Source organism: Rhizobium fabae, from assembly GCF_003985135.1.
In the GTDB taxonomy this organism is placed as follows: Bacteria; Pseudomonadota; Alphaproteobacteria; order Rhizobiales; family Rhizobiaceae; genus Rhizobium; species Rhizobium pisi.
Map to the genome: position 1 here is coordinate 305,381 of NZ_ML133646.1, position 26,043 is coordinate 331,423.

The 26,043-nt window shown below is 60.7% G+C and carries 29 protein-coding genes; 12 read left to right on the top strand and 17 right to left on the bottom strand.

Features of this window, described 5'->3' with window-relative positions; all coding sequences use genetic code 11:
* Positions 1 to 3 precede the first annotated feature (3 nt).
* Positions 4 to 372, bottom strand: coding sequence for a hypothetical protein (locus EFB14_RS04595; RefSeq protein ID WP_125849940.1), 369 nt, complete (start codon positions 370 to 372; stop codon positions 4 to 6).
* Positions 373 to 640: 268 nt separating this feature from the next.
* Here EFB14_RS04595 and EFB14_RS04600 point away from each other — a divergent pair, with 268 nt between their 5' ends.
* Positions 641 to 1,621 (top strand): substrate-binding domain-containing protein, encoded by a 981-nt coding sequence (locus EFB14_RS04600; protein ID WP_126823110.1) that lies wholly within the window; start codon positions 641 to 643, stop codon positions 1,619 to 1,621.
* Between the two features lie 68 nt (positions 1,622 to 1,689).
* Here the strand turns inward: EFB14_RS04600 and EFB14_RS04605 are convergent, their stop codons facing one another.
* The 6 genes from EFB14_RS04605 to EFB14_RS04630 form a co-directional block, all read right to left on the bottom strand.
* Complete coding sequence (locus tag EFB14_RS04605; RefSeq protein ID WP_126823112.1) at positions 1,690 to 2,955, bottom strand: ABC transporter substrate-binding protein; 1,266 nt, start codon at positions 2,953 to 2,955, stop codon at positions 1,690 to 1,692.
* Between the two features lie 25 nt (positions 2,956 to 2,980).
* Entirely contained in the window at positions 2,981 to 3,817 is an 837-nt protein-coding gene (locus EFB14_RS04610; RefSeq protein WP_126823114.1) for a carbohydrate ABC transporter permease, read from the bottom strand.
* Entirely contained in the window at positions 3,814 to 4,737 is a 924-nt protein-coding gene (locus EFB14_RS04615) for a carbohydrate ABC transporter permease (RefSeq protein WP_126823116.1), read from the bottom strand. The genes EFB14_RS04610 and EFB14_RS04615 overlap by 4 nt, the downstream gene beginning before the upstream one ends.
* Entirely contained in the window at positions 4,730 to 5,911 is a 1,182-nt protein-coding gene (locus EFB14_RS04620; protein ID WP_126823118.1) for an ABC transporter ATP-binding protein, read from the bottom strand. Before EFB14_RS04620 ends, EFB14_RS04615 begins: the two co-directional genes overlap by 8 nt.
* Positions 5,908 to 6,738, bottom strand: a complete 831-nt coding sequence (locus EFB14_RS04625) for a metallophosphoesterase family protein (protein ID WP_126823120.1) — start codon at positions 6,736 to 6,738, stop codon at positions 5,908 to 5,910. Before EFB14_RS04625 ends, EFB14_RS04620 begins: the two co-directional genes overlap by 4 nt.
* Before the next feature lie 164 nt (positions 6,739 to 6,902).
* Positions 6,903 to 7,298: a hypothetical protein gene (locus EFB14_RS04630; protein ID WP_126823122.1), complete on the bottom strand. Its 396-nt coding sequence runs from the start codon at positions 7,296 to 7,298 to the stop codon at positions 6,903 to 6,905.
* Between the two features lie 184 nt (positions 7,299 to 7,482).
* Between EFB14_RS04630 and EFB14_RS04635 the strand changes: the two genes are divergently transcribed.
* Positions 7,483 to 7,671 carry a hypothetical protein gene (locus EFB14_RS04635; RefSeq protein WP_125849955.1) on the top strand — a complete coding sequence of 63 codons (189 nt, stop codon included), beginning with the start codon at positions 7,483 to 7,485 and terminating at the stop codon, positions 7,669 to 7,671.
* Positions 7,672 to 7,698: 27 nt separating this feature from the next.
* Here the strand turns inward: EFB14_RS04635 and EFB14_RS04640 are convergent, their stop codons facing one another.
* Entirely contained in the window at positions 7,699 to 10,071 is a 2,373-nt protein-coding gene (locus EFB14_RS04640; RefSeq protein WP_126823124.1) for an alpha-amylase family glycosyl hydrolase, read from the bottom strand.
* Positions 10,072 to 10,332: 261 nt separating this feature from the next.
* Here EFB14_RS04640 and EFB14_RS04645 point away from each other — a divergent pair, with 261 nt between their 5' ends.
* The 8 genes from EFB14_RS04645 (at position 10,333) to EFB14_RS04680 (ending at position 17,773) form a co-directional block, all read left to right on the top strand.
* Positions 10,333 to 12,459, top strand: a complete 2,127-nt coding sequence (locus tag EFB14_RS04645; protein WP_126823126.1) for a calcium-binding protein — start codon at positions 10,333 to 10,335, stop codon at positions 12,457 to 12,459.
* Between the two features lie 155 nt (positions 12,460 to 12,614).
* Positions 12,615 to 12,917, top strand: a complete 303-nt coding sequence (locus EFB14_RS04650) for a hypothetical protein (RefSeq protein WP_126823128.1) — start codon at positions 12,615 to 12,617, stop codon at positions 12,915 to 12,917.
* Between the two features lie 41 nt (positions 12,918 to 12,958).
* Positions 12,959 to 13,465, top strand: coding sequence for a winged helix-turn-helix transcriptional regulator (locus EFB14_RS04655; RefSeq protein WP_126823542.1), 507 nt, complete (start codon positions 12,959 to 12,961; stop codon positions 13,463 to 13,465).
* 12 nt (positions 13,466 to 13,477) lie between these two features.
* Entirely contained in the window at positions 13,478 to 14,743 is a 1,266-nt protein-coding gene (fabF, locus tag EFB14_RS04660) for a beta-ketoacyl-ACP synthase II (RefSeq protein WP_126823130.1), read from the top strand.
* A gap of 80 nt (positions 14,744 to 14,823) precedes the next feature.
* The gene (locus EFB14_RS04665; protein ID WP_126823132.1) at positions 14,824 to 15,252 is read left to right on the top strand and encodes a DUF4864 domain-containing protein; all 429 of its coding nucleotides are present in this window, start codon (positions 14,824 to 14,826) and stop codon (positions 15,250 to 15,252) included.
* 143 nt (positions 15,253 to 15,395) lie between these two features.
* On the top strand, positions 15,396 to 16,370 hold the full coding sequence (locus tag EFB14_RS04670; protein WP_126823134.1) for an alpha/beta fold hydrolase: 975 nt from the start codon (positions 15,396 to 15,398) through the stop codon (positions 16,368 to 16,370).
* Between the two features lie 70 nt (positions 16,371 to 16,440).
* Positions 16,441 to 16,767, top strand: coding sequence for a hypothetical protein (locus EFB14_RS04675; protein WP_245438202.1), 327 nt, complete (start codon positions 16,441 to 16,443; stop codon positions 16,765 to 16,767).
* A 109-nt stretch (positions 16,768 to 16,876) separates the two neighbouring features.
* Complete coding sequence (locus EFB14_RS04680) at positions 16,877 to 17,773, top strand: LysR family transcriptional regulator (protein WP_125849971.1); 897 nt, start codon at positions 16,877 to 16,879, stop codon at positions 17,771 to 17,773.
* Positions 17,774 to 17,812: 39 nt separating this feature from the next.
* On the opposite strand, the gene tgt is transcribed toward EFB14_RS04680, so the two are convergent.
* The 5 genes from tgt to coaD all read right to left on the bottom strand — a co-directional run bounded on the left by tgt (position 17,813) and on the right by coaD (position 21,730).
* Positions 17,813 to 18,943, bottom strand: coding sequence for a tRNA guanosine(34) transglycosylase Tgt (gene tgt, locus EFB14_RS04685; RefSeq protein ID WP_126823138.1), 1,131 nt, complete (start codon positions 18,941 to 18,943; stop codon positions 17,813 to 17,815).
* Positions 18,940 to 20,025, bottom strand: coding sequence for a tRNA preQ1(34) S-adenosylmethionine ribosyltransferase-isomerase QueA (gene queA / locus EFB14_RS04690; protein WP_126823140.1), 1,086 nt, complete (start codon positions 20,023 to 20,025; stop codon positions 18,940 to 18,942). The genes tgt and queA overlap by 4 nt, the downstream gene beginning before the upstream one ends.
* Before the next feature lie 72 nt (positions 20,026 to 20,097).
* Positions 20,098 to 20,607 (bottom strand): peptidylprolyl isomerase, encoded by a 510-nt coding sequence (locus tag EFB14_RS04695; RefSeq protein WP_126823142.1) that lies wholly within the window; start codon positions 20,605 to 20,607, stop codon positions 20,098 to 20,100.
* A 30-nt stretch (positions 20,608 to 20,637) separates the two neighbouring features.
* Entirely contained in the window at positions 20,638 to 21,210 is a 573-nt protein-coding gene (locus EFB14_RS04700; protein ID WP_126823144.1) for a peptidylprolyl isomerase, read from the bottom strand.
* A 25-nt stretch (positions 21,211 to 21,235) separates the two neighbouring features.
* Positions 21,236 to 21,730, bottom strand: a complete 495-nt coding sequence (coaD, locus tag EFB14_RS04705) for a pantetheine-phosphate adenylyltransferase (RefSeq protein WP_125849981.1) — start codon at positions 21,728 to 21,730, stop codon at positions 21,236 to 21,238.
* 195 nt (positions 21,731 to 21,925) lie between these two features.
* Here coaD and EFB14_RS04710 point away from each other — a divergent pair, with 195 nt between their 5' ends.
* Positions 21,926 to 22,150: a hypothetical protein gene (locus tag EFB14_RS04710; protein ID WP_245438203.1), complete on the top strand. Its 225-nt coding sequence runs from the start codon at positions 21,926 to 21,928 to the stop codon at positions 22,148 to 22,150.
* Positions 22,151 to 22,435: 285 nt separating this feature from the next.
* Positions 22,436 to 22,570 (top strand): hypothetical protein, encoded by a 135-nt coding sequence (locus tag EFB14_RS33715; protein ID WP_010056528.1) that lies wholly within the window; start codon positions 22,436 to 22,438, stop codon positions 22,568 to 22,570.
* An 84-nt stretch (positions 22,571 to 22,654) separates the two neighbouring features.
* Here the strand turns inward: EFB14_RS33715 and EFB14_RS04715 are convergent, their stop codons facing one another.
* The 4 genes from EFB14_RS04715 to EFB14_RS04730 are packed head-to-tail and all read right to left on the bottom strand — an operon-like array spanning position 22,655 to position 25,962.
* Entirely contained in the window at positions 22,655 to 22,957 is a 303-nt protein-coding gene (locus EFB14_RS04715; RefSeq protein WP_126823148.1) for a hypothetical protein, read from the bottom strand.
* A 20-nt stretch (positions 22,958 to 22,977) separates the two neighbouring features.
* Positions 22,978 to 24,051, bottom strand: coding sequence for a hypothetical protein (locus EFB14_RS04720; protein WP_126823150.1), 1,074 nt, complete (start codon positions 24,049 to 24,051; stop codon positions 22,978 to 22,980).
* A complete protein-coding gene (locus EFB14_RS04725; protein ID WP_126823152.1) occupies positions 24,051 to 24,458 on the bottom strand; it encodes a hypothetical protein in 408 nt (135 codons plus the stop codon). The genes EFB14_RS04720 and EFB14_RS04725 overlap by 1 nt, the downstream gene beginning before the upstream one ends.
* A gap of 10 nt (positions 24,459 to 24,468) precedes the next feature.
* Complete coding sequence (locus tag EFB14_RS04730) at positions 24,469 to 25,962, bottom strand: FAD-binding oxidoreductase (RefSeq protein ID WP_126823154.1); 1,494 nt, start codon at positions 25,960 to 25,962, stop codon at positions 24,469 to 24,471.
* Between the last annotated feature and the right edge of the window lie 81 nt (positions 25,963 to 26,043).

Sequence of the window (26,043 nt, forward strand, 5' to 3'; positions counted from 1 at the left end):
CGGTCAGGAAACCGGAGCGGTGCAGAGCGCTGCCCAGAGATCGTATTTCCAGTCGGTTCCCGGCTGCGCCGACACGTCGATCGCATAGTCGGCAGAGTTGATCCGGACCATGGCGGGCGAAACGCAGCGCACACTCGCCTGGTGTCTTCCTCCGTCCCGATAGAGCACTGTCCCGCCACCGTCAAATTCCGACAGCGTAATGACGACGTCGAAATCGAAGGCGGGATCGCCGGACGCAGTTCCCTCCGCTAAACTGAGGCTGACCGACCGGCTGCCGCCGAACGAAGCGGTGTGGAAGACAGCGAGCTCGGACGCCGCCGACATCGATGCGGGCTGCGCGCAAAGGATCAGAGACAGAAGGACTCGGCGCATTTACCCCTCCCGTGGTCAAATGCATTCCAGTTCTATCATATCCTCGGCCTCGCTACGATCGCATATTGCGTCTGGCCGAGCGTCAGATAGTGCAAGCAGCCTCGTTTTGATGGCGGTGATCTTCACGCTTCGCTCGGAGATGAACATGCGCGTGGTCAAACGCCGCTCCTGAGTGTGCCTGCTCGAGGCCGACGGCCGGGTGTCAGACCAATGTCATCGAAAGCGCCTAAGGGATCGCGCCTGATGCCGTCGCCAGGAGGTGCTGCCAATGGCCACATTGCAACAGGTCGCATTCCGGGCGGGCTGCTCGCTGGCGACCGCAAGCCGCGTTCTCAACCGCAACGGACCGGCGAGTGATCTGATGGTGCGCAAGGTACGCCGGGCCGCCGCCGAGCTCGGCTATCGACCGGCCGGCCTTGCCGTCGGCCGGCTGGGACGCAGGCCCGTGGTCGGCGTGCTGATCCCGAGCATCACCAATCCTGTCTTTGCCTCGTCGCTGTCGAGCATTCAGAACCGCATGCTGGTGGCCGGCCACGGCGTTCTGATTGCTCAATCGAACTACGATCCGGCGCGCGAGGCCGATGCCGTTGCAGCACTCCTGAACGACCGGCCGACCGGGCTGATCCTGACTGTTTGCGATCCATCGACCAGCGAGGCGCTGCTTGCGAAGCTCCCGCCGACCGTGCTGCTCCACAATCTGCCGACGGCGCAGTTTCAGGCGGCCGTCACCGTCGACAATCGCGGCGCCGGCCGCGAGATCGCAACGTTCTTGATCGGCATGGGCCACCGCCGCATTCTCTTCCTCTCCGGCAATTTTGCCGCCTCCGATCGTGCGCGACTGCGCTACCTAGGCTATCTCGATGCCATGGCGGAGGCCGGGTTGACACCGCTCGATGCCGTGCAGATTCCCTTTGTCGGCGGTTATGACCAGCTCGATCTGAGTGACGTGATGACCTCACTCTCTCCCACAGCGATCGTCGCCTCCAACGATCTCCTTGCGCTCGGCGTTATCGGCGCGCTGAAGCGCGAGGGGCTTTCGGTGCCGGGAGATGTTTCGGTTGCCGGCTTCGACGGCATCACCATCGGCAGGCTGATCGACCCGCCGCTGACGACGATCGAAATGCCCGACGCCAGCATGGGCGCGACGGCCGCCTCATTGCTTCTCGACATGGCGGAGAATGCCGCCCCGGCCCGCCATCTCGATGTCGCCTATGTGCTGCGCCGCGGCGGCACGGTGCGTGCCATCTGAAACCCGCGAAACACAAAGGCCGCCACGTCGGCGTGGCGGCCCTGCCTCATTTCTGCTGATGTAGCCGATCAGCTGCGCGGCAGCATGCCCTCGACATCGGCAGCCGCGTCGTCGAGCGCTTCCTTCGGCTCGGCAGATTGGTCGACGATGCGCGAAAGGTTGTCGACGATCGTCTGCGTGACCTTGACGCCGTTCGAGCAGGGGAAGGCATACCAGGGGATCATGACCGGCATCTGGCTAAGACCTGCCTGGAACAACGGGTTCTGCTTGTAGAAATCGCCGAGATATTTGGGCGACTTGGCGGCAAGCTCGTTATTCGGGACATAACCGGTGCCGGGCACGACGACGGAGGCGCCGTAAGGGCCGGCTGCAAATTTGGCGAACTTCCAGGCAGCGTCCTGCTTGGCGGCGTCATGCGTCAGGATGACGACGGCGTTGCCACCCGTCGGCAGATGGCCGTTCACCGGATCGATCAGCGGGATTTTTGCGGTGCGCAGATCAAACTTGTTGCCGACATTCTTGATCGTGTTGCGCAATGCGCCTGTTGTCTGGAATTCGAAACCGACCTTGCCGGCTGCAAAAGCCTGTTCGCCGGCGGGCTTGGTGAAAACGGGCATGCCGCCTTCGGTGACCAGACGATGCAGGACTTCGACGGCCTTCTGACCTTCCGGACCGTTGAAGGCGACCTTGCTTTCGTCGTCGCTCAGCATCTTGCCGCCGGCGCCGAAGAGCAGTGCCGAAAACATCCAGTCGTCGCCCTGCCAGCGGAAATCGATACCATCGACGCCATTGCCGAGCGCCTTGATCTTGCCGCCTAGCGCGATGACCTCATCCCAGGTCTTCGGCGGATTTTCAGGATCGCCGCCGGCTGCCTTCACGAGATCGGCGTTGTAATACATGATCGGGTTCGAGGTGGCGAAAGCCAGGCCCACCTGCTTGCCCTTGACCTGGGCGAGCTTGAGGATCGTATCGGAGAAGCCCTGCTCGGCCATGTTGCCGTCTTTCTTGACGAGCGGGCCGAGATCGACGGCAACGTCGCGCTCGTCGAGCATGCGCAGGCGATTGAGGCCAATGAAGGTGATATCGGGCATTTCGCTGGTGCCGACCTGGCGAAGGATCGTCTGGATACCTTCTTCATAGGTCGCCGAGGGGCTGGCGAACTGGATCTTGATGTCGGGGTTTTCTTCCATGAATTTCTTCGAGATCGTGTCCATCACGTCCTTGAAGAAGCCCGGCATCGGGTAATGAACCGTCAGCGTCGTCTCGGCATGCGCGGGAAGCGCGATTGCCAAGGATACGGCCGCTGCGGCGAGAAGCTGGGTGATATGTTTCATCGCTCGTTCTCCTGGTTGAAGCCGGTCAGCCTTTGAGACCGGTCATGGTGATGCCCTCGACGAAACGCTTCTGCGCAAGCAGGAAGGCGGCGACGAGGGGAAGGGTAATGATGAGGGTCGCCGCCATCAGCGCGCCGTAGTCGTCGCCGGCTTCGGCGGCGCGGAAATACATCAGGCCGAGCGGCGGTGTGGCGTAGTCCTGCTTGCTGATGACGATCAGCGGCCAGTAGAGGTCGTTCCAATGGGCGACGACCGAGAAGATGGCAAAGGCGGTGACCGCCGGCCAGGCATTCGGCACGATGACGCGGGCGACGATGCCGAGCTCTGACATGCCGTCGAGACGCGCGGCGTGGATGAGATCATCCGGCATGGCGCGGAAGAACTGCAGGAACATGAAGATCGCGAAGACCGAAATGGTGAAGGGCGCGACAAGGGCGGCATAGCTGTTGAGCAACGAGGCGCGGTCAAAGGCGACATAGAGCGGCAGCGCGGTGGCATGGATCGGCACGAGAAGGCCGAGCATGACAAGCACCATCATGGCCCGGGCGGCGCCAAAGCGCAGCTTCGCCATGGCATAGGCGCAGGGGATCGCCACCAGTATCTGGAAGAAGAAGATCAGCCCGCAGACGACGACGCCATTCCACAGGAGCCGCGCCATCGGCACCCGGCTCAAGGCCTTGGTGAAGTTCTCGACATAGGTGAGGTGCGTGGGGATCAGCGACAGCGACGAGGTAAAGATGTCGCTCTGCGCCTTGCCAGCCGTCGAGATCATGAAGACGTAAGGCGACAGGAAGATGATCGCGCCGAGAGAAAGCAGCGTCAGGCGGATGATCCTGCCGAGGGAAAAAGCGCTGGTCATCATGTGTAATGCACCCGGCGATCGAGAATGCGGTACTGCAGGAACATCAGCACCACCAGGATCAGGAGGAAGACCACCGTCATCGCCGAGGCGTAGCCGACGCGCAGGTAGACGAAACCTTCCTGGTAGATCGTGAAGAGCAGCACTTCCGAGGCCTTGTTCGGGCCGCCGTCCGTCAGCGTCTTCACGATCTCGAAGACCTTCACAGCATTGGTGATGCTGATCGTGATGACGAAGAGCGTCGTCGGCCCGAGCATCGGCCAGGTCACCAGCAGGAAGCGATCGAACGAGGATCTGGCGCCGTCCACTTCGGCTGCCGCGTAGAGCTCGCGCGGGATCGCCGTCAGCCCGGCGAGGAACAGCACCATGTTGAAACCGACCGATTGCCAGACGCCGATGATCGACAGGCTGTAGAGGACCGTGCCGGAGCTGCCCAGCCAGTTCGGGCCGGGAAGGCCTGCAAGCGCCAGAAGCGCATTGATGGGGCCGATGGTGGGATGGAACATATATTGCCAGACGGTTGCCATGGCGACGATTAACGAGGCGACCGGCAGGAAATAGGCGGTGCGAAACAAGCTGCGTGCTGCCGTCTCGCTCTCGATCAGCATGGCGATGCCGAGCCCGAGAAGAATCGATATGGGTGCGACGATTGCCGTGTAGACAGTAGTATTCCACAGCGATTTGCGGAACGTGCGGTCGGTGATCAAATGCGCGTAATTCTCGAAGCCGACGAAACGGAACTTGCCGTAGCCGAGTTCGAAATCGGTGAAGCCGAGCACGATGACGGATGCCACCGGCAAAAGCACGAAGAGGAAAAGCAGGACGATCGCCGGCAGCACCAGCATCCAGGCGATGCGGGCCTCGCTGCGCCGATGCGCAATAGCGGGATTGCCTGGCACGGCCATGGAGACGACGCTAGCCATGTGCCCTCTCCCGCTTGATGTCACTTGCGGCGAACCCGCCACCGGCCTCGGCGCGAGCGGCCAACCGGCTGCCGTCCTCGGCGAAAGCCATTGTCCTGCCCGACGACAGCCGCAATCCGACCGGGTCGCCGGCTGCAAGGCCTGCGGCTTCGGGCGGCTGAACCTTGGCGATCACGCTCTCGCCGATCGCATCGAGACGGCAATAGAGGATGACTTCCGACCCGAGGAATTCGATGCGCTCGATCCGGGCGGCAAGCCCGTCCTGGCGGTTCCTGTCTGGAAAGACGAACTCGGGGCGAATGGCGAGCGTGACCGGTATTTTGCCGGCAGGCGGGTTTTCCAGCGTCAGGCGCATATCGCCGAAAGCAACGACACCGTTCTCGGCTTCCGCCGGCAGCAGATTGATACGCGGCTGGCCGATGAAGCGTGCCACCTCGATATGGGCGGGATCGTCGTAGATCACCTCCGGGCTTGCGATCTGCAGCAACCGGCCGCCCATCATCACGGCAACACGGTCCGCCATCGACAGCGCTTCCGCCTGGTCATGGGTGACATAGAGCGTCGGCACACCGGCGCGGCGATGCAGCTCGACGATCTCGCCGCGGGCATGGACGCGCAGATTGGCGTCGAGATTGGACAGCGGCTCATCCATCAGGAAGATGCTCGGCTGGCGCACCATGGCGCGGGCGAGCGCCACGCGCTGACGCTGGCCGCCCGACATCTGACCGGGCTTGCGGTCGAGCAGATGGTCGATCTTCAGTGAAGTCGCCATGTCCCTGACGTCGCGGGCAATCGTCGTGCGAATGGTCCGCTGGTCCGGCATCAGCGATCCCAGAAAGGGCAGCCGCTGCATCCTCGACAGCCGGCGCATTGCCAGCGGCACGGCGATATTCTGAGAGGCCGTCAGATGCGGATAGAGCGCGTAGGATTGAAAGACCATGGCAATGTTGCGGTCGGCGGCGGCGATACCGGACATGTCTCGCCCACCGATCAGGATCTCACCGTGGTCGGCATGATCGAGGCCGGCGAGGACGCGCAGAAGCGTGCTCTTGCCGCAGCCGGAGGGGCCTACCAGCGCGATGAATTCGCCGGCACCGACATCGAGGCTGACGCCGTTGAGGATCTGGTTGCCGCCGAAAGCCTTGGTAATTCCCCGAAGCGAAAGCGCGCTCATTCGACGGGCTCCCGCGGCTTGACCGCCTGCGGATAGACCTCGTGCACGACATCGTCGAGTACATGCGCGGTCATGCCGGGAATAGCGACGATCGTGCTTGCGACATCGGCATCGAACTCATGGATGACGGCGCCGATCAGGCGCTCGCCCGGCATCTCCCGCTCCATCTTGTTGATGATGAAGGCGGCCGACGGCGCCCAGGTCAGCTGGGTATTGTCGAAACGACCCTGCCAGGCCCAATGAAGATGGCCGCTTGCGAAAAGCGCCACGTCGTGGGCCGCGATCAGATCATAGAGCCGGCGCCGCTGAGCAGGACGAACGCTCCAATATCCGGTATCGCCTTCATCGGGCGCATCGACGAACAGTGGCTTGTGCGCGAAGAGTGCCACGCGCCGCCCTGCCCTTTCGGAAAGCGCCTTGGCGAGCCAGTCGAACTGGGCCTCTTCTTCGTCGTCCTCATGGCCGAGAAGCAGCGAGTTCAACCCGACGAAGCGCCAGCCGGCCGTATCTTCCAGCCAGCGGTCGTCACCGGCAAGGCTGCGCCAGCGCGCCAGTCGCTCGGCATTGACGGGCTGATCGGATTCTTTGAAGTGGCCGACGTCATGATTGCCGGGAACGATCAGCATCGGGATCGACACCTGACGCATCAGATCCATCGAGAAGGTGATATCCTCGTCCTTGTCGGCCCCATCGACGGTGAGATCGCCGGTGTGGACGATCAGATCGGCGCCCGTCTCCTCGATCCATGTCAGGAGCGGTGCCCAATTGCCGTTGAAGTGCGGCTTGTTCGGGCTGAAATGGGTGTCGGTGATCTGAATGATTTTCACGGGGCGCATCTCCAAGACAGGGGAAGCGCGAGATGTCGTCACACGCGTCCCTTCCTTGGCACCTCTCTAGGAGGCTCCCATGTCAAACAGATATCTGATGTTTTCAGCTGTTTCTCAGTTGTGACATCAATCTGTCATGCGAACGCTAACCCGCCGTCCGCGGATTAGCGGCGCGGCGCATTGGCTGGGATGGATGAAACCGTTGCCGAGACGGGATCGCTCGCAGGAAATGTGTCCTCAAGTCCCTCCTCGAGTTCGTCCTCCAGCGTTTCGCGATCTTTGCTCGAACGTGCACTGGCTTGGCCGAGAAGGCCCTTGCTGCCTTCATCGAAGTTGCCGTTGCTCAGGGCATCGTAACGGTTGACGCTGCCATCCGTGCCGGGGCCGGTAAATGCCGTCAGCTGAAGCATCATGACCTTGGCGTGATCCACCGCCGTTTTCTCATCGAGTTCGCCATTGGAGTTGTCGATCCTGACTGAAATCGATTCCCCTCCCTCACCCAGAAATTCGACGGCAAGGAAGCCGCCAGCCTGCGTCACCCGCGTTTCGATCAATTGCATGGGAAACCTCCTGTGCTCACCACATCAACGGCGAGCAAGGTTCGGAGTTCCATCGAGACGCCTTTCGACGCCGCAAGCAGTCGAGCCGAATGCGTCTTCCGCCGGCCGTTTATGGTTAATTTATTAATAATTCGGGATTTATAAATGGAGCCAAGCGGTCCGGTACGTTGCGGAGGAACCCCCGATGATTCTGAAAATCCTTGCCCCGAAAATCGACGGCGATTGCCATGACACCGGCACCTATCCCGATGGGATTTTTGCCGAAAACCGAATCGATCTGTCCATCCGCCGTGACGGCCGTCGCCGCTCGCCGCATGAACGCGATTACGGCGCTGACAGGAAACTGGAAAACCTGCCGCTCGGCTTCGCCTGAGGTTCCCGCCGCCCAAGGCGGCAAGCATCACAGCCTGCGGAAGACAAGAACACCTGCCGCAGGCAGCACGGCATTGAGCGCTCCCGCCGTGGCCCTGATCTTTGCGCCGCCATTGCCGACATTCCAGCCGCCATATTCCTGAGCATCGGTGTTAAAGACCTCCTCCCAGAGGGCATCTCCCAGGCGTTCGCTATGCAGCCAATAACCGTCATCGAAAGGAGCGTCGTTCAGCGATCCGACCACAAGGAAATCCTCGCCGTCGTTCCACCGGTGGAATGCGATTACCCGATTTTCGTCATGAACCAGGGGAATGGCGATGTTGCGCGAACGAATAGCTGCTTCGCGGATGCTGAGTGCGATCAGGTCGCGATAACAGCTGAGCAATCCTGCTCCGCCATTCTTGGCTTCGCCTAGAATATTCTCCCGGTTGTCGAGGAAATCATCGTAGCGATAGGGCTTCTGGGCGCCGATTTCCTCGCCCATGAAAAACATCGGCGTCCCGGCCGACAGCAGCGTCATCGCTGCAGCGAACCTTGATCGCGCCTCGGCCCACTTGCGGGTTTCGCCGACAACAGGCGCGAAATTGACCGCGATAACAGCAGTTCGCGCCGATCCCTCTCGATTGCCGCAATCGTCATGCGACTGGTTGTAGACCACCTTTGATCGCGCGCTCGTGCGCAATGCGCCGGCAAATGACGACATGGTCAGAGGCCGCTCGTCGCCGAAACCGGCATTCTTCAGCAGCTGCGCCTGCGCACCGCCATGATATTCGACGAGATTGTGATGAAAATCGCCGTACCAGGTCGCGTCGAAGCCGAGTCCGTCGCCAGTCAGGCTCGGTTCCGTCATCGCCGACCAGTCGGAATAATCTTCGGCCGTCAGGAAAAGCTGCGGTTTGATCAGCCGCATTGTGCGGGTCCACTGCTTTAAGAATTTGGCGCCGAAGGCCGCGGCCCGGTCAGCGCGACGACCGTCGGCGTGCAGAACCGGATATTGATGGATCGAGCTCGTCTGATCCAACCGGAAGCCATCGATATGGCAGACGGAGACGAGAAAGGCGGCGCTCGAAATGAAAAGCTGGCGCACGGCTTCTTCATCGAAGGCAGGCGCCCATCCTGTGGAGATGTTATCGATATATCCGCCTCTGGGATCGGCGTAGTCCTCGGGCCGTCCTTCGTACCAGTAATAGATATTGCGCGTGTGATCGTTGGAATCATAGGCCCATTGCGCGCGCTCGCCGTCCGGATCGAAGTGGTTGTAACAAACATCGAGGATGACGGCGATGCCCTGTTGATGGCACGCCTTGACGAACATCTTCAACCGGTCCGTGCCGCCCGCGCCCTGGTCCGCGGCAAAGAAATGCGACGTGCCATAACCCCAGTTGGCCCGGGACTCGAATTCCGCAATCGGCAGCAGTTCCACGGCGTTGACGCCCAGCGCCGAAAGATGGTCGACGAATGCGATGGCGTCATCGAGCGTGCCGGGAGCGGGCTTGCCGAAACCCAGCGCGCCGACATGCAACTCATAAATGACCAGATTTTCGAGCCGGTCCGGAAGCGGCCGTCCCGCAACGAACTCGTCCGCCCAGAAAGCCTCGGCGGCAACCTCCTGGCCTGAAGGGAGCACCGCCCGTTTCGGATCGCAGACGACCGAACAGCTCTGCGGTCCGTCCAATGCCGCCGGCGATCCGTGATAGATTGCGCCGTCGGGATCGAAATCTCCGACGCCGATCTGCATGAGAGACCAGATATCGGTCCGGTAGGCGAATGATCCATCGTCCTTGGTGACGCGGTACATATAGGGCGTACCGACGATGCCGTCGAAATCGGCAAGCGTGCCACCATCGCCGGTTTCAGCGATCCAGAACCCATCCGTGGCCCTTCGCATGGCGATGGTTGCGACCGTGCCGGTGCCGTCATCGGCGATATAGCCGATAGCGGGATCGGCGAGCACGAGCGAAACCTCTTTGGCGTTCGGCGCCCAGACCGAGAAGCGAATGCCGTCGGCGGCGCCGGACCTTTCAACCCGATTGGCCCCCAGACGGCCGATCCATGTCAGATAGTAGGTCTGTGGCGCTATGTCCCGCTGGAGATCGAAAGCGCGCTCGCGACGCGACAAGGTCTCGTCATCCAATTCGGCGGCGATCGCCCAGAGGTTCGGTGTATCAGGCCGATCCAGCTCGATACCCCAGCGAAAATTCGTGCCGATCCCGGCATCGGGAAAGGAAACATCTGCAATGAAGACCTCATATCCGTCTTCGTCATGGGAACGCCGCATGGGAACGGACGTCCAATTGTTCGAATGCCGGCCGTGCTCGTCCCAACTGCCACGAAGGCGGACATTGTCGAATTCCGTCGACGGCAAACCACTACGAAACCGGAATTGAACATTGACGGTCATCGGATCCTCCAAACCTGCATCGGATTACGTCATGCAATGGGGTATGCGGCCGTCTCAGGCGGCATGATCAGCAGGCTGAATGCAAAAAGGCAAGCACCAATTCCGCGGCAATTGCGATGCGACGCAGGTCACATTCAGAACAATAAATCATGGTTAACGGGCAACACTGCACGGCCCTCCCCGTGTATTAAATCGATTCGGCTTCAGCAAATGGGCATATATTCCCACAGCCGATTCCCTTGTAAACTGGGAGAAAAACTTATGGCTCAAGCTGTTAGAATAAACGATATTATTCGTTCCTTTGGCATCGACACGCATATCGACTATACAGACGGAAAATATTCCAATGTCGGTGAAGTTGTTAAAGCTCTCGACTATCTTGGCCTCGACACGGTCCGCGATCATGCCCCCAACACTGCTTCCGATCCCAACGGTCAGACGCATCTCGGCGATGCGGCCGCAGCCGGCGTGCAATTCGTCTTCAGCGCCCAGCGGGAAGTGGACCCCGCGACCGTCGCCCAGCGGCTGCATACCTTCGTGCAGGCCCATCCCGGTTCGGTCGTCGGCATCGAAGGTCCGAACGAAGTCAACAACTGGCCGGTCAGCTATCACGGCCTCAGCGGCCAGGCAGCCGCGCTCGCCTATCAGAATGACTTGTTTGCCGCCGTCAACGCAGATCCCCTGCTGAAGAATATCCCGATCCTCGGCTTTACCGGATATACGGCCGCTTCCGCGTCCGACTACACGACGATCCACACCTATGCAAAAGATGGCGACCAGCCATATTCCTGGCTCTCCCGGGAATCCGGCGTTCAACGCGCTGCCGATCCGGGCAAGCCGCTTGCAATCACCGAGACGGGCTATCACACCTCGCTTACCGCCGACACCAACGGCGGCTGGGAAGGCGTCAGTGAAGCGACGCAGGCCAAGCTCGTGCTCAATACGTTGATGGACGGGGCAGCGCTCGGATCGAAAAACACGTTCATCTACGAACTGCTGGACGCCTATTCCGATCCGCAGGGTACCAATCAGGAAAGGCATTTCGGCCTTTTTCATCTCGACTATTCCGCCAAGCCCGCGGCGACGGCAATTCACAATCTGACCGAAATCCTCGATGACGGCGGCGCGACCGAGGCAAGCTTCAGCGCGGGGACCCTCAACTATTCGATCGACGATCTGCCGTCGTCCGCACACAGTTTGCTCACGGAAAAATCGGACGGCAGCTACCAGATCATCATCTGGAACGAGCCCGACATTTGGAACCAGGCCTCCGACACCGCCATTCAGGCCGCGACGTCAGGCGTCAAGCTCAATCTCGGGGCCTCCTTCGGTTCGGTGGAGGTGTTCGATCCTCTGGCCGGAACGACGGCAATCAAGAGCCTCAGCAACGTCTCGTCCCTGACGCTTGACGTCGTCGACCATCCCCTGATCGTCAACATCAAAGGCGGCAGCGCCAGCACGCCTCCACCGGCCGGCGACCATCTCTATGGCGGCACCGGCAACGACACTTTCACCGTGAGCAACCCCGCCCAAATCGTCGACGAAAGCAAAGGCGGTGGAACCGACACTGTCATGTCGTCGATCAGCTTCAGCCTCAAGGATACCGCGCATACGATCGGAAATGTCGAGAATCTGACGCTGACCGGCACCGCCAATCTGAACGGCACGGGGAATGCCCTGGCGAATGTTCTCACCGGCAATTCCGGCAACAATATCCTCGATGGAAGCACGGGCGCCGACCACATGTCGGGGCACGCCGGCAACGACACCTATGTGGTCGACAATACGGGCGATTTCGCCGATGAAACAGGCGCATCCGGCAAGGACACCGTCAAGGCTTCGATCTCCTTCAATCTGGCTGATCAGACACGCACCGCCGGAACGATCGAAAACCTCGCCTTGACCGGAACGGCCAATCTCAGCGCGACAGGCAACAACGCGGCCAACCTTCTTACAGGCAACGACGGAAGCAACATTATCAATGGCGGCAAAGGCGCCGATCAGATAACCGGCGGGCTCGGTAACGACAAGCTGATCGGGAAAGCCGGCGCGGACATTCTGACCGGCGGCGGCGGAGCCGATTCCTTCGTCTTCGACGTGAAGCCCGACAATCTCAGCGTCGACAAGATCCGGGATTTCTCTTCCGCGGCGGGCGACAAGCTGTTGTTCGACCATGCGATTTTCGCCGCACTCAGCCTCTCCGGATTTTCGGATGAGAATTTCGTTCTGGGAACGAAAGCGCTCGAGGCCGATGATAGGCTGATCTACGATCAGACCAGCGGCGCTCTATTCTTTGACGCGGATGGAAGCGCAGCGGGCAGCGCAGTCCATGTCGCCGATCTCGACAAGTCTCCCGCACTTCACTTCAGCGATTTCCAGCTTCTCTGATCGGGATAGCGGCCGTTCTGGCCGCCTCCACCACCATCGAATAGAATGAATTTCCGCGGCATGACAGGCAGCCGGCGTTCCCGCGCCCCTCTTGCCGCCGCGAATATCCGCCACATTCTTCCATTGACGCCACTCGTGCAGCAGCGGAGAAGCCTTTGCCCTGGATCGCCTATATCGCCCATTTCATCGCCGCAGCCTTTCTGACAAACGGCGTGCCGCATTTCGTCAACGGCGTCAGCGGCCGGTCTTTCCGCATCCCTTTTGCGCCGCGGGCAAAGCTCGGCTCGCCGACAGCCAATGTCGTCTGGGGCTGGGCAAATTTCCTCATTGCCTTCCTGCTCTTTGCCAATATCGGGCCGCTCTATATCGGCACGCCGGGCGATACGATCTTCGTCGCGGCCGGCATGCTCGTCACCGGCATCGTCCTTGCTCGGATTTTCGAGAACCAGTCTCGATAGTAACTTGCATGATGATAGTCACTGTTGTAGTGACATCAGCCATGCAGCGGACAAGCTTCAGCAATTTCAAATGCCCGGCGGCACGCGCGCTCGACAGCGTCGGCGACTGGTGGAGCATCCTGATTCTGCGCGACGCCTTCCAGGGACTGTCGCGCTTCGATGAATTCCAGAAGAGCCTCGGCGTGGCGCCAAACATCCTGACGCGGCGGCTGAAGCATCTGACCGATGAAGGGCTGTTCGAACGGCGGCTCTATCAACAACGCCCTGCCCGTTACGAGTATGTCTTGACGGAAAAGGGACGCGATTTCTTTCCTGTCCTGATGACGCTGTTTTCCTGGGGAAGCCGCCATATTCCGGAAGAGGACCTCGCCTTCCTGCTCGGCGATGCTGCCTCCGGCCAAGAGCGCAAAACGGTGCTGGTCGACGCTCAGACCGGCGAACAAGTCACACCCGAGAACACCAGCCTGCTTGCAGGCCCAGCCGCCGATGACGGGGTGCGCGAACGGATCGCCCGAATGCGCGCATGGTATCTCGGCATCGACGCATAGAGAGGAAATGCAATGGATCGTATCGTTGTCACCGGCATGGGACTTGTCTCGCCACTCGGCACCGGCGTCGAGCCCGCCTGGAGACGTCTTCTCGACGGCGGCTCGGGTCTGAGGGTGCTGGCGGAAGATATCGTCGGCGAGCTTTCGGCCAAGGTCGGCGGTATCGTTCCCAGCATCGCCGAGGACGCGGAAGCCGGTTTCGATCCCGATCGATACGTGCCGCCCAAGGATCAGAAGAAGATGGACCGCTTCATCCACTTCGCCATGGCGGCGACGGAAGAAGCGGTGAAGCAAGCCGGCTGGATGCCTACAGACGAAGGCGAGCGCGAGCGCACAGCAACGATCATCGCCTCCGGGGTCGGCGGTTTTCCGGCGATCGCCGAAGCGGTGCGGATCGGCGAGACGCGCGGCGTGCGGCGGCTATCGCCCTTCACCGTGCCCTCCTTCCTCGTCAACCTTGCAGCCGGCCAGGTCAGCATCCGCTACGGCTTCAAGGGGCCGCTCGGCGCGCCGGTGACGGCTTGTGCGGCCAGCGTCCAGGCGATCGGCGATGCGGCGCGGCTGATCCGCTCCGGAGAAGCTGACGTGGCGATCTGCGGCGGCGCCGAAGCCTGCATCGACAAGGTCAGCCTCGGCGGTTTTGCCGCCGCCCGCGCTCTTTCCACCGGCTTCAACGACACGCCGGAACTTGCGTCGCGCCCCTTCGACACGGCACGCGACGGTTTCGTCATGGGCGAAGGCGCCGGCATTCTGGTAATCGAGACGCTGGAACATGCACTTGCCCGCGGCGCCACACCGCTTGCCGAACTCGTCGGCTACGGCACTGCGGCAGACGCCTATCACATGACCTCAGGCCCCGAGGACGGCGATGGCGCCCGCCGAGCGATGGAAGCGGCATTGCGGCAGGCGAAGATCCCCGTCTCCGAGGTTAAACACCTAAATGCGCATGCGACTTCGACACCGGTCGGTGACAGGGGCGAAATCGCAGCGATCGGCACGGTCTTCGGCCGCAATGGCGGCATCGCCGTCAGCGCGACGAAATCGGCGACGGGCCATCTGCTCGGTGCGGCCGGCGGGCTGGAGGCGATCTTCACCATCCTCGCATTGCGCGACCAGATCGCACCGCCGACCCGCAACCTGGATGCGGCAGATCCGGCCGCCGACGGCATCGATATCGTCGGCAAGACGGCGCGGCCGGTGGCGATGGACTATGCCATTACCAACGGTTTCGGTTTCGGCGGGGTGAATGCCAGCGCCCTCTTCCGGCGCTGGTCTTAGCGCCCATTTTCCTTGCGCCGGAAATGGCCTACACTTCTGCTTTATCGGGATCATTTCCCGATGGAGCCGGAGATCAATCCATGCGCGCCTTCTTCGCAGTTTTCATTCTGTGTGCAGCGTCCATCCTCTCCCACGCATCGGCCCGCGCCGAAGATCCGATAGACACGACGCGGACGATGATCGAGGAACAGATCAAGGCCTTCCTCAAGGACGATGCCGAGACCGCCTACTCCTTCGCCGCCCCCGGCATCAAGGCGATGTATCCCGACAAGAACCTGTTCTTCGCCATGGTCAAGAAGAGCTACGAGCCGGTCTATCACCCCGGCAACTACGCTTTCGGGCGCAGCCGCTCGATCGACAACGGGGCGCTGATCTACCACGAGGTGCTGATTTCAGGCCGCGACGGCAAGGATTGGACGGCGATCTACCAGATCACGCGCCAGCCGGACGGCAGCTACCGGATCAATGGGGTGCAGATCATGCCCAACGCTGACAGCAAGGGCATTTGAGCGCTGGCAGACGCCGGTCACTATTCCGATAATCGAAATAATCACTTTCACCTTTTGCCAATTAACGTAGTCGAGCGAACGGCTATTGTTGGTTGCAGACGCCGACGGCGACGCTCGGTGATCTTCAACCAAGGAGAAATGTGATGAAGAGACTGATCCTTTCGCTGTTGCTGGCAACCGTCAGCATCGCCCCTCTTTCTCAGGCTGTTGCAGCTCCAGCCAAGCAGGCTGCGCTCATCCGCCAGGCTGCCGTAACCGTTCATTATCGCTCGGCCAAGATCGATGGTGTCGACATGTTCTATCGCGAAGCCGGCCCTGCCGATGGCCCAGTGGTTCTGCTGCTGCACGGCTTTCCGACATCGTCGCATATGTTCCGCAATCTCATCCCATTGCTTGCAGATCGCTATCACGTCATTGCACCGGATTATCCGGGTTTCGGCCAGAGCGGCGCTCCCGATCACGCGAAGTTCGCCTATACGTTCGGCCACTACGCCGACATGGTCGACACGCTCATGGGCCAGGTTGGCGCCAAGACATATGCGATGTATGTCATGGATTACGGCGCACCGATCGGCTACCGTCTGGCGCTCAAGCGTCCCGAGCGGGTTACCGGGCTGATTATCCAGAACGGAAACGCCTATGACGAAGGTCTGCGCGCGTTCTGGGATCCGATCAAGGCCTATTGGGCTGATGGCTCGCCCGAGAAGCGGGGGGCTCTGTCGAACCTCGTCGCTCTCGAAACCACCAAGTTCCAGTATACCGATGGCGTGAAGGATCTCTCGCGCATCAGCCCCGACAACTGGGTTCAAGATCAGGCGCTGCTCGATCGGCCTGGGAACAAGGACATTCAACTGGATCTGCTCTACGACTACCGCACGAACGTTCCGCTCTACCCGCAGTTCCAGACGTTCTTTCGCGAGCGCAAGCCGCCGGCGCTGATCGTCTGGGGCAAAAACGACAAGATCTTTCCGGTGGAAGGCGCCCATCCCTATCTGCGCGATCTTCCGAACGCGGAAGTGCATATCCTTGATACGGGCCATTTCGCTCTGGAAGACAAGCTCGATGAAATGGCGCCCCTCATTCACGACTTTCTCGACCGGAAGGTGGCAAAGCGCTGAGCTAGCGTAAGGCCTGCGCATTCCACGGCGAATGCGCAGGCTCGCATGCTTATTGCTTGCGGAGAGTGCTTTGACCAAAGATCTCATTACGCCGGTCATGCTCATACAGATCGAACTTGCGATTGCGAGCACGAGAGGTGATCGCGATTCTCTTGACTTGTTGGAGATCGACGCAAAGCGGATGGCACTTACGGCGGCAGAGATCGACGCTGCAAAACGAGGAGCGAGTTTTGATGCAATCACCAATATCGCGATTAAATTCGCGCTTGCCGATTACGCCGACGACGCGGCAGAAATAACGGCCGCGAAGAAGAAACTGGCTGCTTTCGGTGTGGCCGCCTTAGCTCCTCGTCTCCACGCCTTCGTGCAGGGGCTAAAACTGCCGACGTCAATATAGAATGTTCCCGTTCAATGGCCTGCTACACGAAGGGTTCATGCGTTGCGATCGTCCCAAAAGCGTTTAATTCTGCAATCCTGAAACGATGTACGGGATGATTGCGGCTCGCATGGACAGATGGCAGGCGATGAGAGTGTTCGTGAAGGTCGCGGAAACAGAGAGCTTCGCCGCGGCTGGGCGACAAATGCACATGAGTCCCCCGGCAGTGACGCGCATCGTTTCCTCGTTGGAAGCGGTTATCGGAACGCGCCTCCTGACCCGCACGACCCGATCAGTGAAGCTGACGGAAGCCGGGGCCAGATATTTCGGGGATTGTCAGCGGCTGCTTACCGGTCTCGAGGAAGCAGACGCGGCTGCTGCAGGGGCTTACGGCAAGCCCACCGGCACGCTCACCGTCACCGCTTCGGTGATGTTTGGCACGATGTTCGTTTTGCCCATCATGACCGAATATCTCGATCTTTACCCCGAGGTCACCGGGCGGGGCCTTTTTGTTGACCGCGTGGTGAACATTGTCGACGAGGGTATCGATGTCGCTGTCCGCATCGGACACCTGAGCGACTCCGGTTTCACCGCAACGCGTGTCGGCCAAATAAAGCGAGTGATTTGCGGATCGCCTGCGTATTTTGAGAAGCACGGCATTCCGACAGTGCCCAACGATCTCGCGCGCCATCAGATCGTAGCATCCACCAGTGCATGGACGTCGCTGGAATGGCGCTTTGGAGGAGCAGGAAAGGCTGCTGTGCGCGTCAACCCCCGCCTCTTTTGCAACACCAACGAAGCTGCAATCGCAGCGGCAGCGCGTGGCTGGGGTTTGACGCGCGTTCTTTCCTACCAAATTGCGCCTCAGCTTGAATCGGGCGAGTTGCAGACGGTCCTGTCCGACTACGATGAGGAAGCTCTACCCATCCATGTTGTCCATCCCGATGGACGGTATGCCTCAGCTAAGGTCAGAAGCTTCATCGATTTTGCTGTCGGAAAATTGCGAGCCAATCCGCATTTCAGCTAGAGCCTGTTTCAGCTTCACAGCTTGAACCTTTCTAGCGGCTTAGACCGGTTGGAGGTCCCCTCTCGCCCATTCCTCCTGCGTTTCCGCCATGAAATCGGCGAAGCGGCCTTCTGCGATCGCCTTGCGGATGCCCTGCATCAATTCCTGGTAATAGGCGAGATTGTGCCAGGAGAGCAGCATGCCGCCGAGTGCTTCGTTGGAGCGGACGAGATGGTGCAGGTAGGCGCGGGAATAGTCGCGCGAGGCCGGGCAGTTCGACTGTTCGTCGAGCGGGCGCATATCCTCGGCATGGCGGGCATTGCGGATATTGACCTTGCCGCGGCGGGTGAAAGCCAGGCCATGGCGACCGGAACGGGTCGGCATGACGCAGTCGAACATATCGATGCCCCGGGCGACCGATTTCAGCATATCGTCAGGTGTGCCGACGCCCATAAGGTAACGCGGCTTTTCGCCAGGCAGTACAGGAAGCGTCTCGTTGAGCATCTTCAGCATCACCTCCTGCGGCTCGCCGACCGCAAGACCGCCGACGGCGTAACCCTTGAGATCGAGCTTGGTGAGCTCTTCCGCCGAACGAATGCGCAGCGCCGGGATGTCGCCGCCCTGGACGATGCCGAACATCGCCTTGCCTGGCTGTTGGCCGAAGGCGACCCTGCAGCGCTCGGCCCAGCGCAGCGACATTTCCATGGCGCGCTCGATCTCCTTCGGTTCGGCGGGCAGCGCCACGCATTCGTCGAGTTGCATCTGGATGTCGGAGCCGAGCAGCCCCTGGATTTCTATGGAGCGCTCCGGCGACATGTGATGCAGGCTGCCGTCGACATGGGACTTGAAGGTCACGCCCTGTTCGTCGAGCTTGCGCAGCCCCGATAGCGACATGACCTGGAAGCCGCCCGAATCCGTCAGGATCGGATGTTCCCAGCGGATCAGCTTATGCAGACCGCCGAGGCGGGCGACGCGCTCGGCCGTCGGGCGCAGCATCAGGTGATAGGTATTGCCAAGGATGATATCGGCGCCGGTCTCGCGTACCTGGTCGAGGTACATGGCCTTGACTGTCCCGACCGTGCCGACCGGCATGAAGGCCGGCGTGCGGATCGTGCCGCGCGGCATGGAAATTTCGCCAAGGCGTGCGCCGGCATCGGTCTTCTTCAGGGTGAACTGGAAGTTCTCGGTCATTTGTCTTTCCGGAAAAGAAGGCTCGCATCGCCGTAGGAATAGAAGCGGTAGCCTGTCGAAATGGCGTGTTTATAGGCCGCGTGCATCGTTTCGAAGCCGGCAAAGGCCGAGACCAGCATGAACAGCGTCGAGCGCGGCAGGTGGAAGTTGGTCATCAGGATATCGACCGCCTTGAAGCGGTAGCCGGGCGTGATGAAGATGCCCGTGGGGCCGGCCCACGGCTTGATCTCGCCGCTGTCCCCCGCCGCACTCTCGATCAACCGCAACGAGGTCGTGCCGACACAGACGATGCGCCCGCCGTTTTTCTTCACCTCGTTCAGCCGCGCGGCAGTCTCGGCGCTGACATAGCCGCTTTCGAGATGCATCTTGTGATCGTCGGTGTCATCGGCCTTGACAGGCAGGAAGGTGCCGGCGCCGACATGCAGCGTCACGAAATGGCGTTCGATACCGGCTTTGTCGAGCGCCTCGAACAAAGCCGGCGTAAAATGCAGGCCGGCCGTGGGAGCTGCGACAGCGCCCTCCTCGCGCGCGTAGATGGTCTGATAGTCGGCGCGGTCGCGCTCATCCTCCGGCCGCTTGGCGGCGATATAGGGCGGCAGCGGAATGTGGCCGACGGCGGCGATCGCTTCATCAAGCGCAGGGCCGGAGAGATCGAAGGCGAGCATCACTTCGCCTGCCTCGCCCTTTTCTTCCACGGTCGCATCAAGCGAGCCGATCATGCAGCTTTCGCCGCTGTGGCCGAAGGCAATGCGATCGCCCTCCTTGATGCGCTTGCCGGGCTTGGCGAAGGCCTTCCATTTGTTGGCGCCGACACGCATGTGCAGCGTCGCCGACACCTGCTGGCCGCCTGCACCTTCGCGATGGCGAATGCCTTCAAGCTGCGCCGGAATAACCTTGGTGTCGTTGAATACAAGCGCATCACCTGCCCGCAGAAAGGATGGCAGATCGGAGGCGCGGTGATCGGAAAGCATTGTCTGCCCGTTCGGATCGACGACGAGCAGGCGCGCGCTGTCGCGCGGCTCGGCGGGCCGCAGCGCAATGCGTTCATCCGGCAGGTCGAAATCGAAGAGGTCTACGCGCATAAGGGCACTTTCAAGCAAAGCGAAACCCGCCCCGCGCTTTCACGCAAGGGCGGGTTTCAGCAGAAATCACAATCAAACGTCGGCGGCAACCCGCAGAGAGACGATCGAGTCCGGATCGGAAACCGGCTCGCCGCGCTTGATCTTGTCGACGTTGTCCATGCCTTCGATGACCTGGCCCCAGACGGAATACTGCTTGTTCAGCCACGGCGCATCGGTGAAGCAGATGAAAAACTGCGAATTCGCCGAGTTCGGGTTCTGCGAGCGCGCCATCGAGCAGGTGCCACGGACATGCGAGGTCGCAGAGAATTCAGCCTTCAGATCGGGCTTGGAGGAGCCGCCCATGCCGGCGCGGCTGGGATTGAAGGTTTCCGAGCCCTTCTTGCCGAATTCGACATCGCCCGTCTGGGCCATGAAGTCCTGGATGACGCGGTGGAAGACGACGCCGTCATAGGCCTTCTCGCGGGCGAGTTCCTTGATGCGGGCGACATGCTCCGGGGCGACCTGCGGCAGGAGCTGAATGACAACCTTGCCCTTGGTGGTTTCCACAATGATGGTGTTCTCGGGGTCCTTGATCTCGGCCATTGCCTTCTCCTGTTGTTTTCTTCTCGTCGCTTACTTCTTGCCCAGGGTGACCTTGATCATCCGGTCGGGATTGCTGACTTCGCCGTTCTGGCCTTCGCCCTTCTTGATCTTGTCGACATTTTCCATGCCGGAAACAACCTTGCCGACAACCGTGTACTGGCCATTAAGGAAGGAACCGTCGGCGAACATGATGAAGAACTGCGAATTGGCGGAATTCGGATCCTGGGCGCGTGCCATGCCGACCGTGCCGCGTACAAACGGGGTCTTGGAGAATTCGGCCGGAAGGTCTGGCAGGTCAGAGCCACCGGTGCCGGCCTGGCTCGCGTCGAAGTTCTTTTCCATGTTGCCGTATTTCACGTCGCCGGTCTGGGCCATGAAGCCGGGGATGACGCGGTGGAAGGCGACATTGTCATATTCGCCCTTCTTGGCCAGCGCCTCGATCTGGGCGACATGCTTCGGCGCTACATCGGGCATCAGCTGGATGACCACGGGGCCGTTCTTCAGCTGGATGGTGAGATAGTGATCGGCCGACTGGGCGAAGGCATCGCCGGCGAAAGAGGCGAGATACAGCACGCCGGCAAATGCGAGATAAAAGAGTTTCATGTGAGCTCCGTTGGGCGTTATCCGCCTAGTCTTTGCGCTTGGATGTGAGGGCTTGCAAGACGGCTGCCGGCACGAAAGCGCTGACGTCGCCGCCCATGGCGGCGATCTGGCGGACCAATGTGGCGGTAATGGGCCGCGAAGCCGTTCCCGCCGGCAAAAAGATGGTCTGAATATCAGGCGCCATCGTCCTATTCATTCCGGCCATCTGCATCTCGTAGTCGAGGTCGGTGCCGTCGCGAAGGCCGCGGATCAGCAGCGTTGCGCCATGGGTGCGGGCGGCATCGACGACCAGATTGTCAAAGGCGACGACGGCGATGTCGCCGGTCTTGGCGGGCAGAACCTCGGCAAGCGAGCGGCGGATCAGCTCGGCTCTCTCCTCGAAGGAGAAAAGCGGCGCCTTGCCGGGATGGATGCCGATCGCGACGATGACCTTTTCGGCGACGTTCAGCGCCTGGACCAGAACATCCACATGTCCGTTGGTGATCGGGTCAAAGGACCCCGGATAAAAAGCTGTCGTCATCTGGCCCGACCGTTGGTTTGACGCCTTTTGTCACGGATGCCGCCTTCCCGCAAGTGATTTGGCCAGCCGATCCGGGCGACTGAACGACGGATGAATAGACCGTTCAAGGCCGTTTCAGACACCATCTGCTTAACTCGGATCGTCAAGTCGGCCGATGCCATTCCGGCATCCGGCGCCCTCCGAAAGACCAAGTCCATGCTGATCGTGCTCGTTGCACTTGCCGTTGTTTTCTCCCTCGCCGGTGAAATGGCCTACGGCTATTTCGCCGATCGCTACGAGGTGAACTGGCTACGGCCGGAGCTTGCCGAACACGCGGCGATCGTGCGCGCTGCTCGGGGCCGTCTGCGTCCAAAAACGAGCTTCGAATCTGAACGCCAGATGAACGAGACATTCAAAGTCGCTTCAGATCGGGCTTGCTAAACACCCGCTCAACATCCGGCGGAACCAATTTTAAACGGATGCGTTCATTCAACCGACACATAGATGCGACAAGCGCGCCAGGAAGGACTGAATATGCCCGGCAAGATTACCATGATTAACGTAGTCTGGATGGCAATGATCACGGGTATGCTTACTGCAACCGTCGCTCTTTATGATCAGAAGGTCGATACGTCCAAGGTTTATGGTCCCTATGCTTCGGCCCGGACGGCCGTAGTGGGCCAATACTGACGGGCGAGAACGCAACTCCCCACGAAAGGAATGCCTATGTTCACGATCTTGACAGTGCTCACAGCCCTTATCAGCGTCATGTTCATAGTGTCCGTGGCCTCGACGATTTCCGCGCTCAGGCGCGAAGGCGAAGAGGTAAAGGCGCTCAACGAAAAGCATAGCGCATTCTGACATTCCCCCTTCCCCACCTCGAGCGACACCCTTCCGTCGCCGAGGCTATTCAAAGCCGGATGCACCCAGCGTCCGGCTTTTTTCTCAGCTTGATGCCGGGCGAAGCGCCAGGCAGCCGCTCTTTCGCACTGGCAGAACGAGAAATGCGCCTTTGACATAAAGCGCGCGGACATAATCGGCGCGCTCGCTCGTCACCACGGCAAAACCCCTGCCCCATCGAAGAATGGAGACACCGTCCGGCAAGGCGGCAGGCTCCATGGCGCGTACGGTAAAGACCATAGCGGCCGGCGCCTTGCCCGTTGCCGCGAAGACAACCGCAAACAGCATGAAGACCGCGACAACGACCGCAATCGCAATGCCTGTTCCGCGTGCCAGGCGCCTCACCATGGCGTCACCCATTTGATATGTCAGAAATCGAATATATGCTCAAGGCCGGGATCGGCAATCTGCCGGTCTCGCAGCAGGAGCGAGAGATCCGCCATCTTGACCGACAGAAGCAGGCGGTCGCCATCGAAGCCGGCGCGCGGGAGACGCGTGATAACCTCGCCGGGCAGATCGTTCTGGGCAGCGCCGGAAGGCATGGTCAGCGACACCATGATCTCGTCATTGCCCGCAATTTCGCGGATTGTGCCGCCGGCCCTGACAATCTCGGCGAGGATATGGGTGAAGCGATCGTATCGCGGCGTCTCGATCAGCACACCGTCAGTTCTGTCGGAGATCACAGCAACATCGGGTATTTCAGAAAGCGTGGCGGCCGGCAGGCCTGATACCACCGAGCGGATCGTCAGCTTCGCCTCGCCGGTTGCGGCCACAGCACCGGCGATCATGCCGGCATAGGCGATCTTGGCCCGCCATTCGCCGCCGAGCGCGAGCCGGCGCTCCCAGCCGCGCAGCGGCTCTTCCATCGGGGCGGCCCAAAGCCTGTCGATCCAGGGCTGGAAGGGATACTTGTACCACGGCGTCTGACGCAGGAACGCCGCATAGTCGATCGCCATGTCGCGGGCAACGATATCCTGCTGCGTCTTTTCGCTGCCGCGCCAGAGCGCGAACACCCGGCCCACGGTTTCCTCATAGGCAGCTTTCAGCCCCATTTCGAGCGTGAAGCTGACGCCGATGGTAGCAATCATCATCCGAGTCTGACTATCGGCGCCGCCATGACGATCAGCGATGCGGGTCAGCGCGCAATCGGCGACCCAGAAATCCTTGACGCTGGAGATATAGCCAAAGCCATATTCGTCTCCGGTCTTCAGGGTCTCGGCGAGGCCGTCATAAGCATAGACGATATGCCACTCCGGATAGGTGAGATAGGTATTGGCTTCCTGCCGGCGGAATTCCGGCTCCGATATCAGCGGCCTGTAGGTATCGGGTTCCGGGTCGGCATGGCAGAAGGTCTCGACATAGGCGACCGGGCTAAGCAGCAACAGGATGACGATGACGAGGAGGGCCAGAAGCCAACCGATGATTTTCAGGCGCCGCCGCATTAGGGGGCCTCGCGACGGAAGATATAGCTGGAAACGATCGCCGCACCGCCAAGAAAGAGATGCGGCAGGTTGGCCAGGATCTTGAACGTAAAGGGAATATCCTGGATGCCGTAGTTGACGATGCCGAGGTCGAGGTAGCCCGATCCCGTGATCAGCCCGAGAAGGCCGTCGCTGAAATAAAGCAGACCAAAATAGAAGAGGAAATTTCTGGATGCGCGGGCTGAAATAAACGCCGCAATGCCTGCCCAGGCCGCCGAAGCGAGATGTAGGCTGTCATCATAAATATCGAGCGCGAAGATGCCGAAAGCGCGCCCCTGCGTATCGGTCAGCCCCGGAATGTAATTCAGCGCCGCCGCAAAGAGCAGGGCCACGGTATAAAGCACTGCGGTCAGCCGAAGCCTGGACATGCAAATCCTCCTAGAGGCTTCCGAGATAACGATCCCAGAAATGATTACGGAAGGTGAGGCCGGGATCCAGCCGGCGCTTGGCCGCTGCAAACTCCCCGGCTCTGGGATAGGCGCGTATGAACTGATCCGGCCGGGGATGCGGCCGATAAGGCAGATAGTAGCTACCGCCGATATCAAGCACGCGCTCGATCAGCGCCTCGGTCATCCGCTGCATGTCGGCCTCGCCCCTTACTGTCTTTTCCTGCGAGAAGAGCATCACAGCGGCGATCCGAGATTCCCCGGCGTAGGCCAGTACGCTGTCTCGATCGGTGTCCACATAACGCAACGTGATGTTCAGGAGCTGCTGATAAGATGCCGGAATGACATCGCGGCAGGCCGCGACGAAATCGGCAAAACGCGTCGGCGACACGAAATATTCGTGCAGGATATCCGTGCGGGACGGATCACGATCGTCGAGCGTGATGACCGGTTCGTTCATCAGGCTGTTGCGCGTCGCCTGCCTCGCAATCGGCGGTCCGACGACAGCCTCGGTCCACCAGCGGAAATGTTTGGCTGCGTCCGAACCGAGCTGCGCCCGGAAGATTTCGCGCGAGATATGGCTGACAAAACCCGAGCCGGCGGCCGCGGGTATATTCGTCTGATCCGGGGTGGCGCGATAGGCAATCAGCAGGGCATCCTCGAAGAAGCGATCGAGAGAAACATCCATGCGGCCATAGGCCATGTTGATCGAGCTGTCGCTTTTGAGAATCTCGGCAAAGCGCCGCCCAAGATCCTCGCCGGCAAGATGCTCGAATGTCGGTTGCAGCAGCACGTTCGGTACCATATCCAGCTCAAGCTCGGTGATAACCCCGAAAAGGCCGTATCCGCCCATGGCATGATTGAAGAGCTCGGCGTTTTCCTTGCGTGAGCAGGTCAGCAGATTGCCGTCCGCCGTCATCAGCCTGATGGAGCGCACGGTGCTGCCGCAGCCGCTGAACGGAACCGGCCAGCCGTGGGCATTGACCGAAAAGGTGCTGGCGACCCCGAAGTCATTGTTGGACTGCATGACGGCGGGCGAGAAGCCGATGGCATCGAGCCTCGAAATCACCGTCGACCAGCGCGTGCCGGCGGCGACGCGGTAGGTCCGGGCGGATGTATCGGCCTCCAGCCAATCCTGATCGAGCGTCAGCGCCGTGCCGTTCTCGGCAAGGCTCTGGCCGCCCATCGAATGGCGCGCGGCGCTGGCGACGAAGGGCCTGTTGGCTTTGACCGCCTCCGAAAGCGCGGTGCGCAACCGGCCGATCATCGCCTCCTGCGGCGGCTCCCTGACGGTCAGATGGGTGGCGACCCGCGTCGGCGTTAGCTCTCCTGCATCATTGAGAATGACCGCGCCGTCTTCGGCGGGAATTTCCGGTGGAAAAACCGGTCCGGAATCGCTTTCGGGCTGCAGGAAATAGCCGCCCGTGGCAGCCCCCGCGACGGCCGAGATGCCCGCAAGCACCCCTCGCCTTGTCCACTTGCCCATAACATTCCCCCTCGGATGAATCGGCAAGCCCTTCATAGCGCAATAAAAAACCGGGCGGCAGGGGCCGCCCGGTTCAGAATG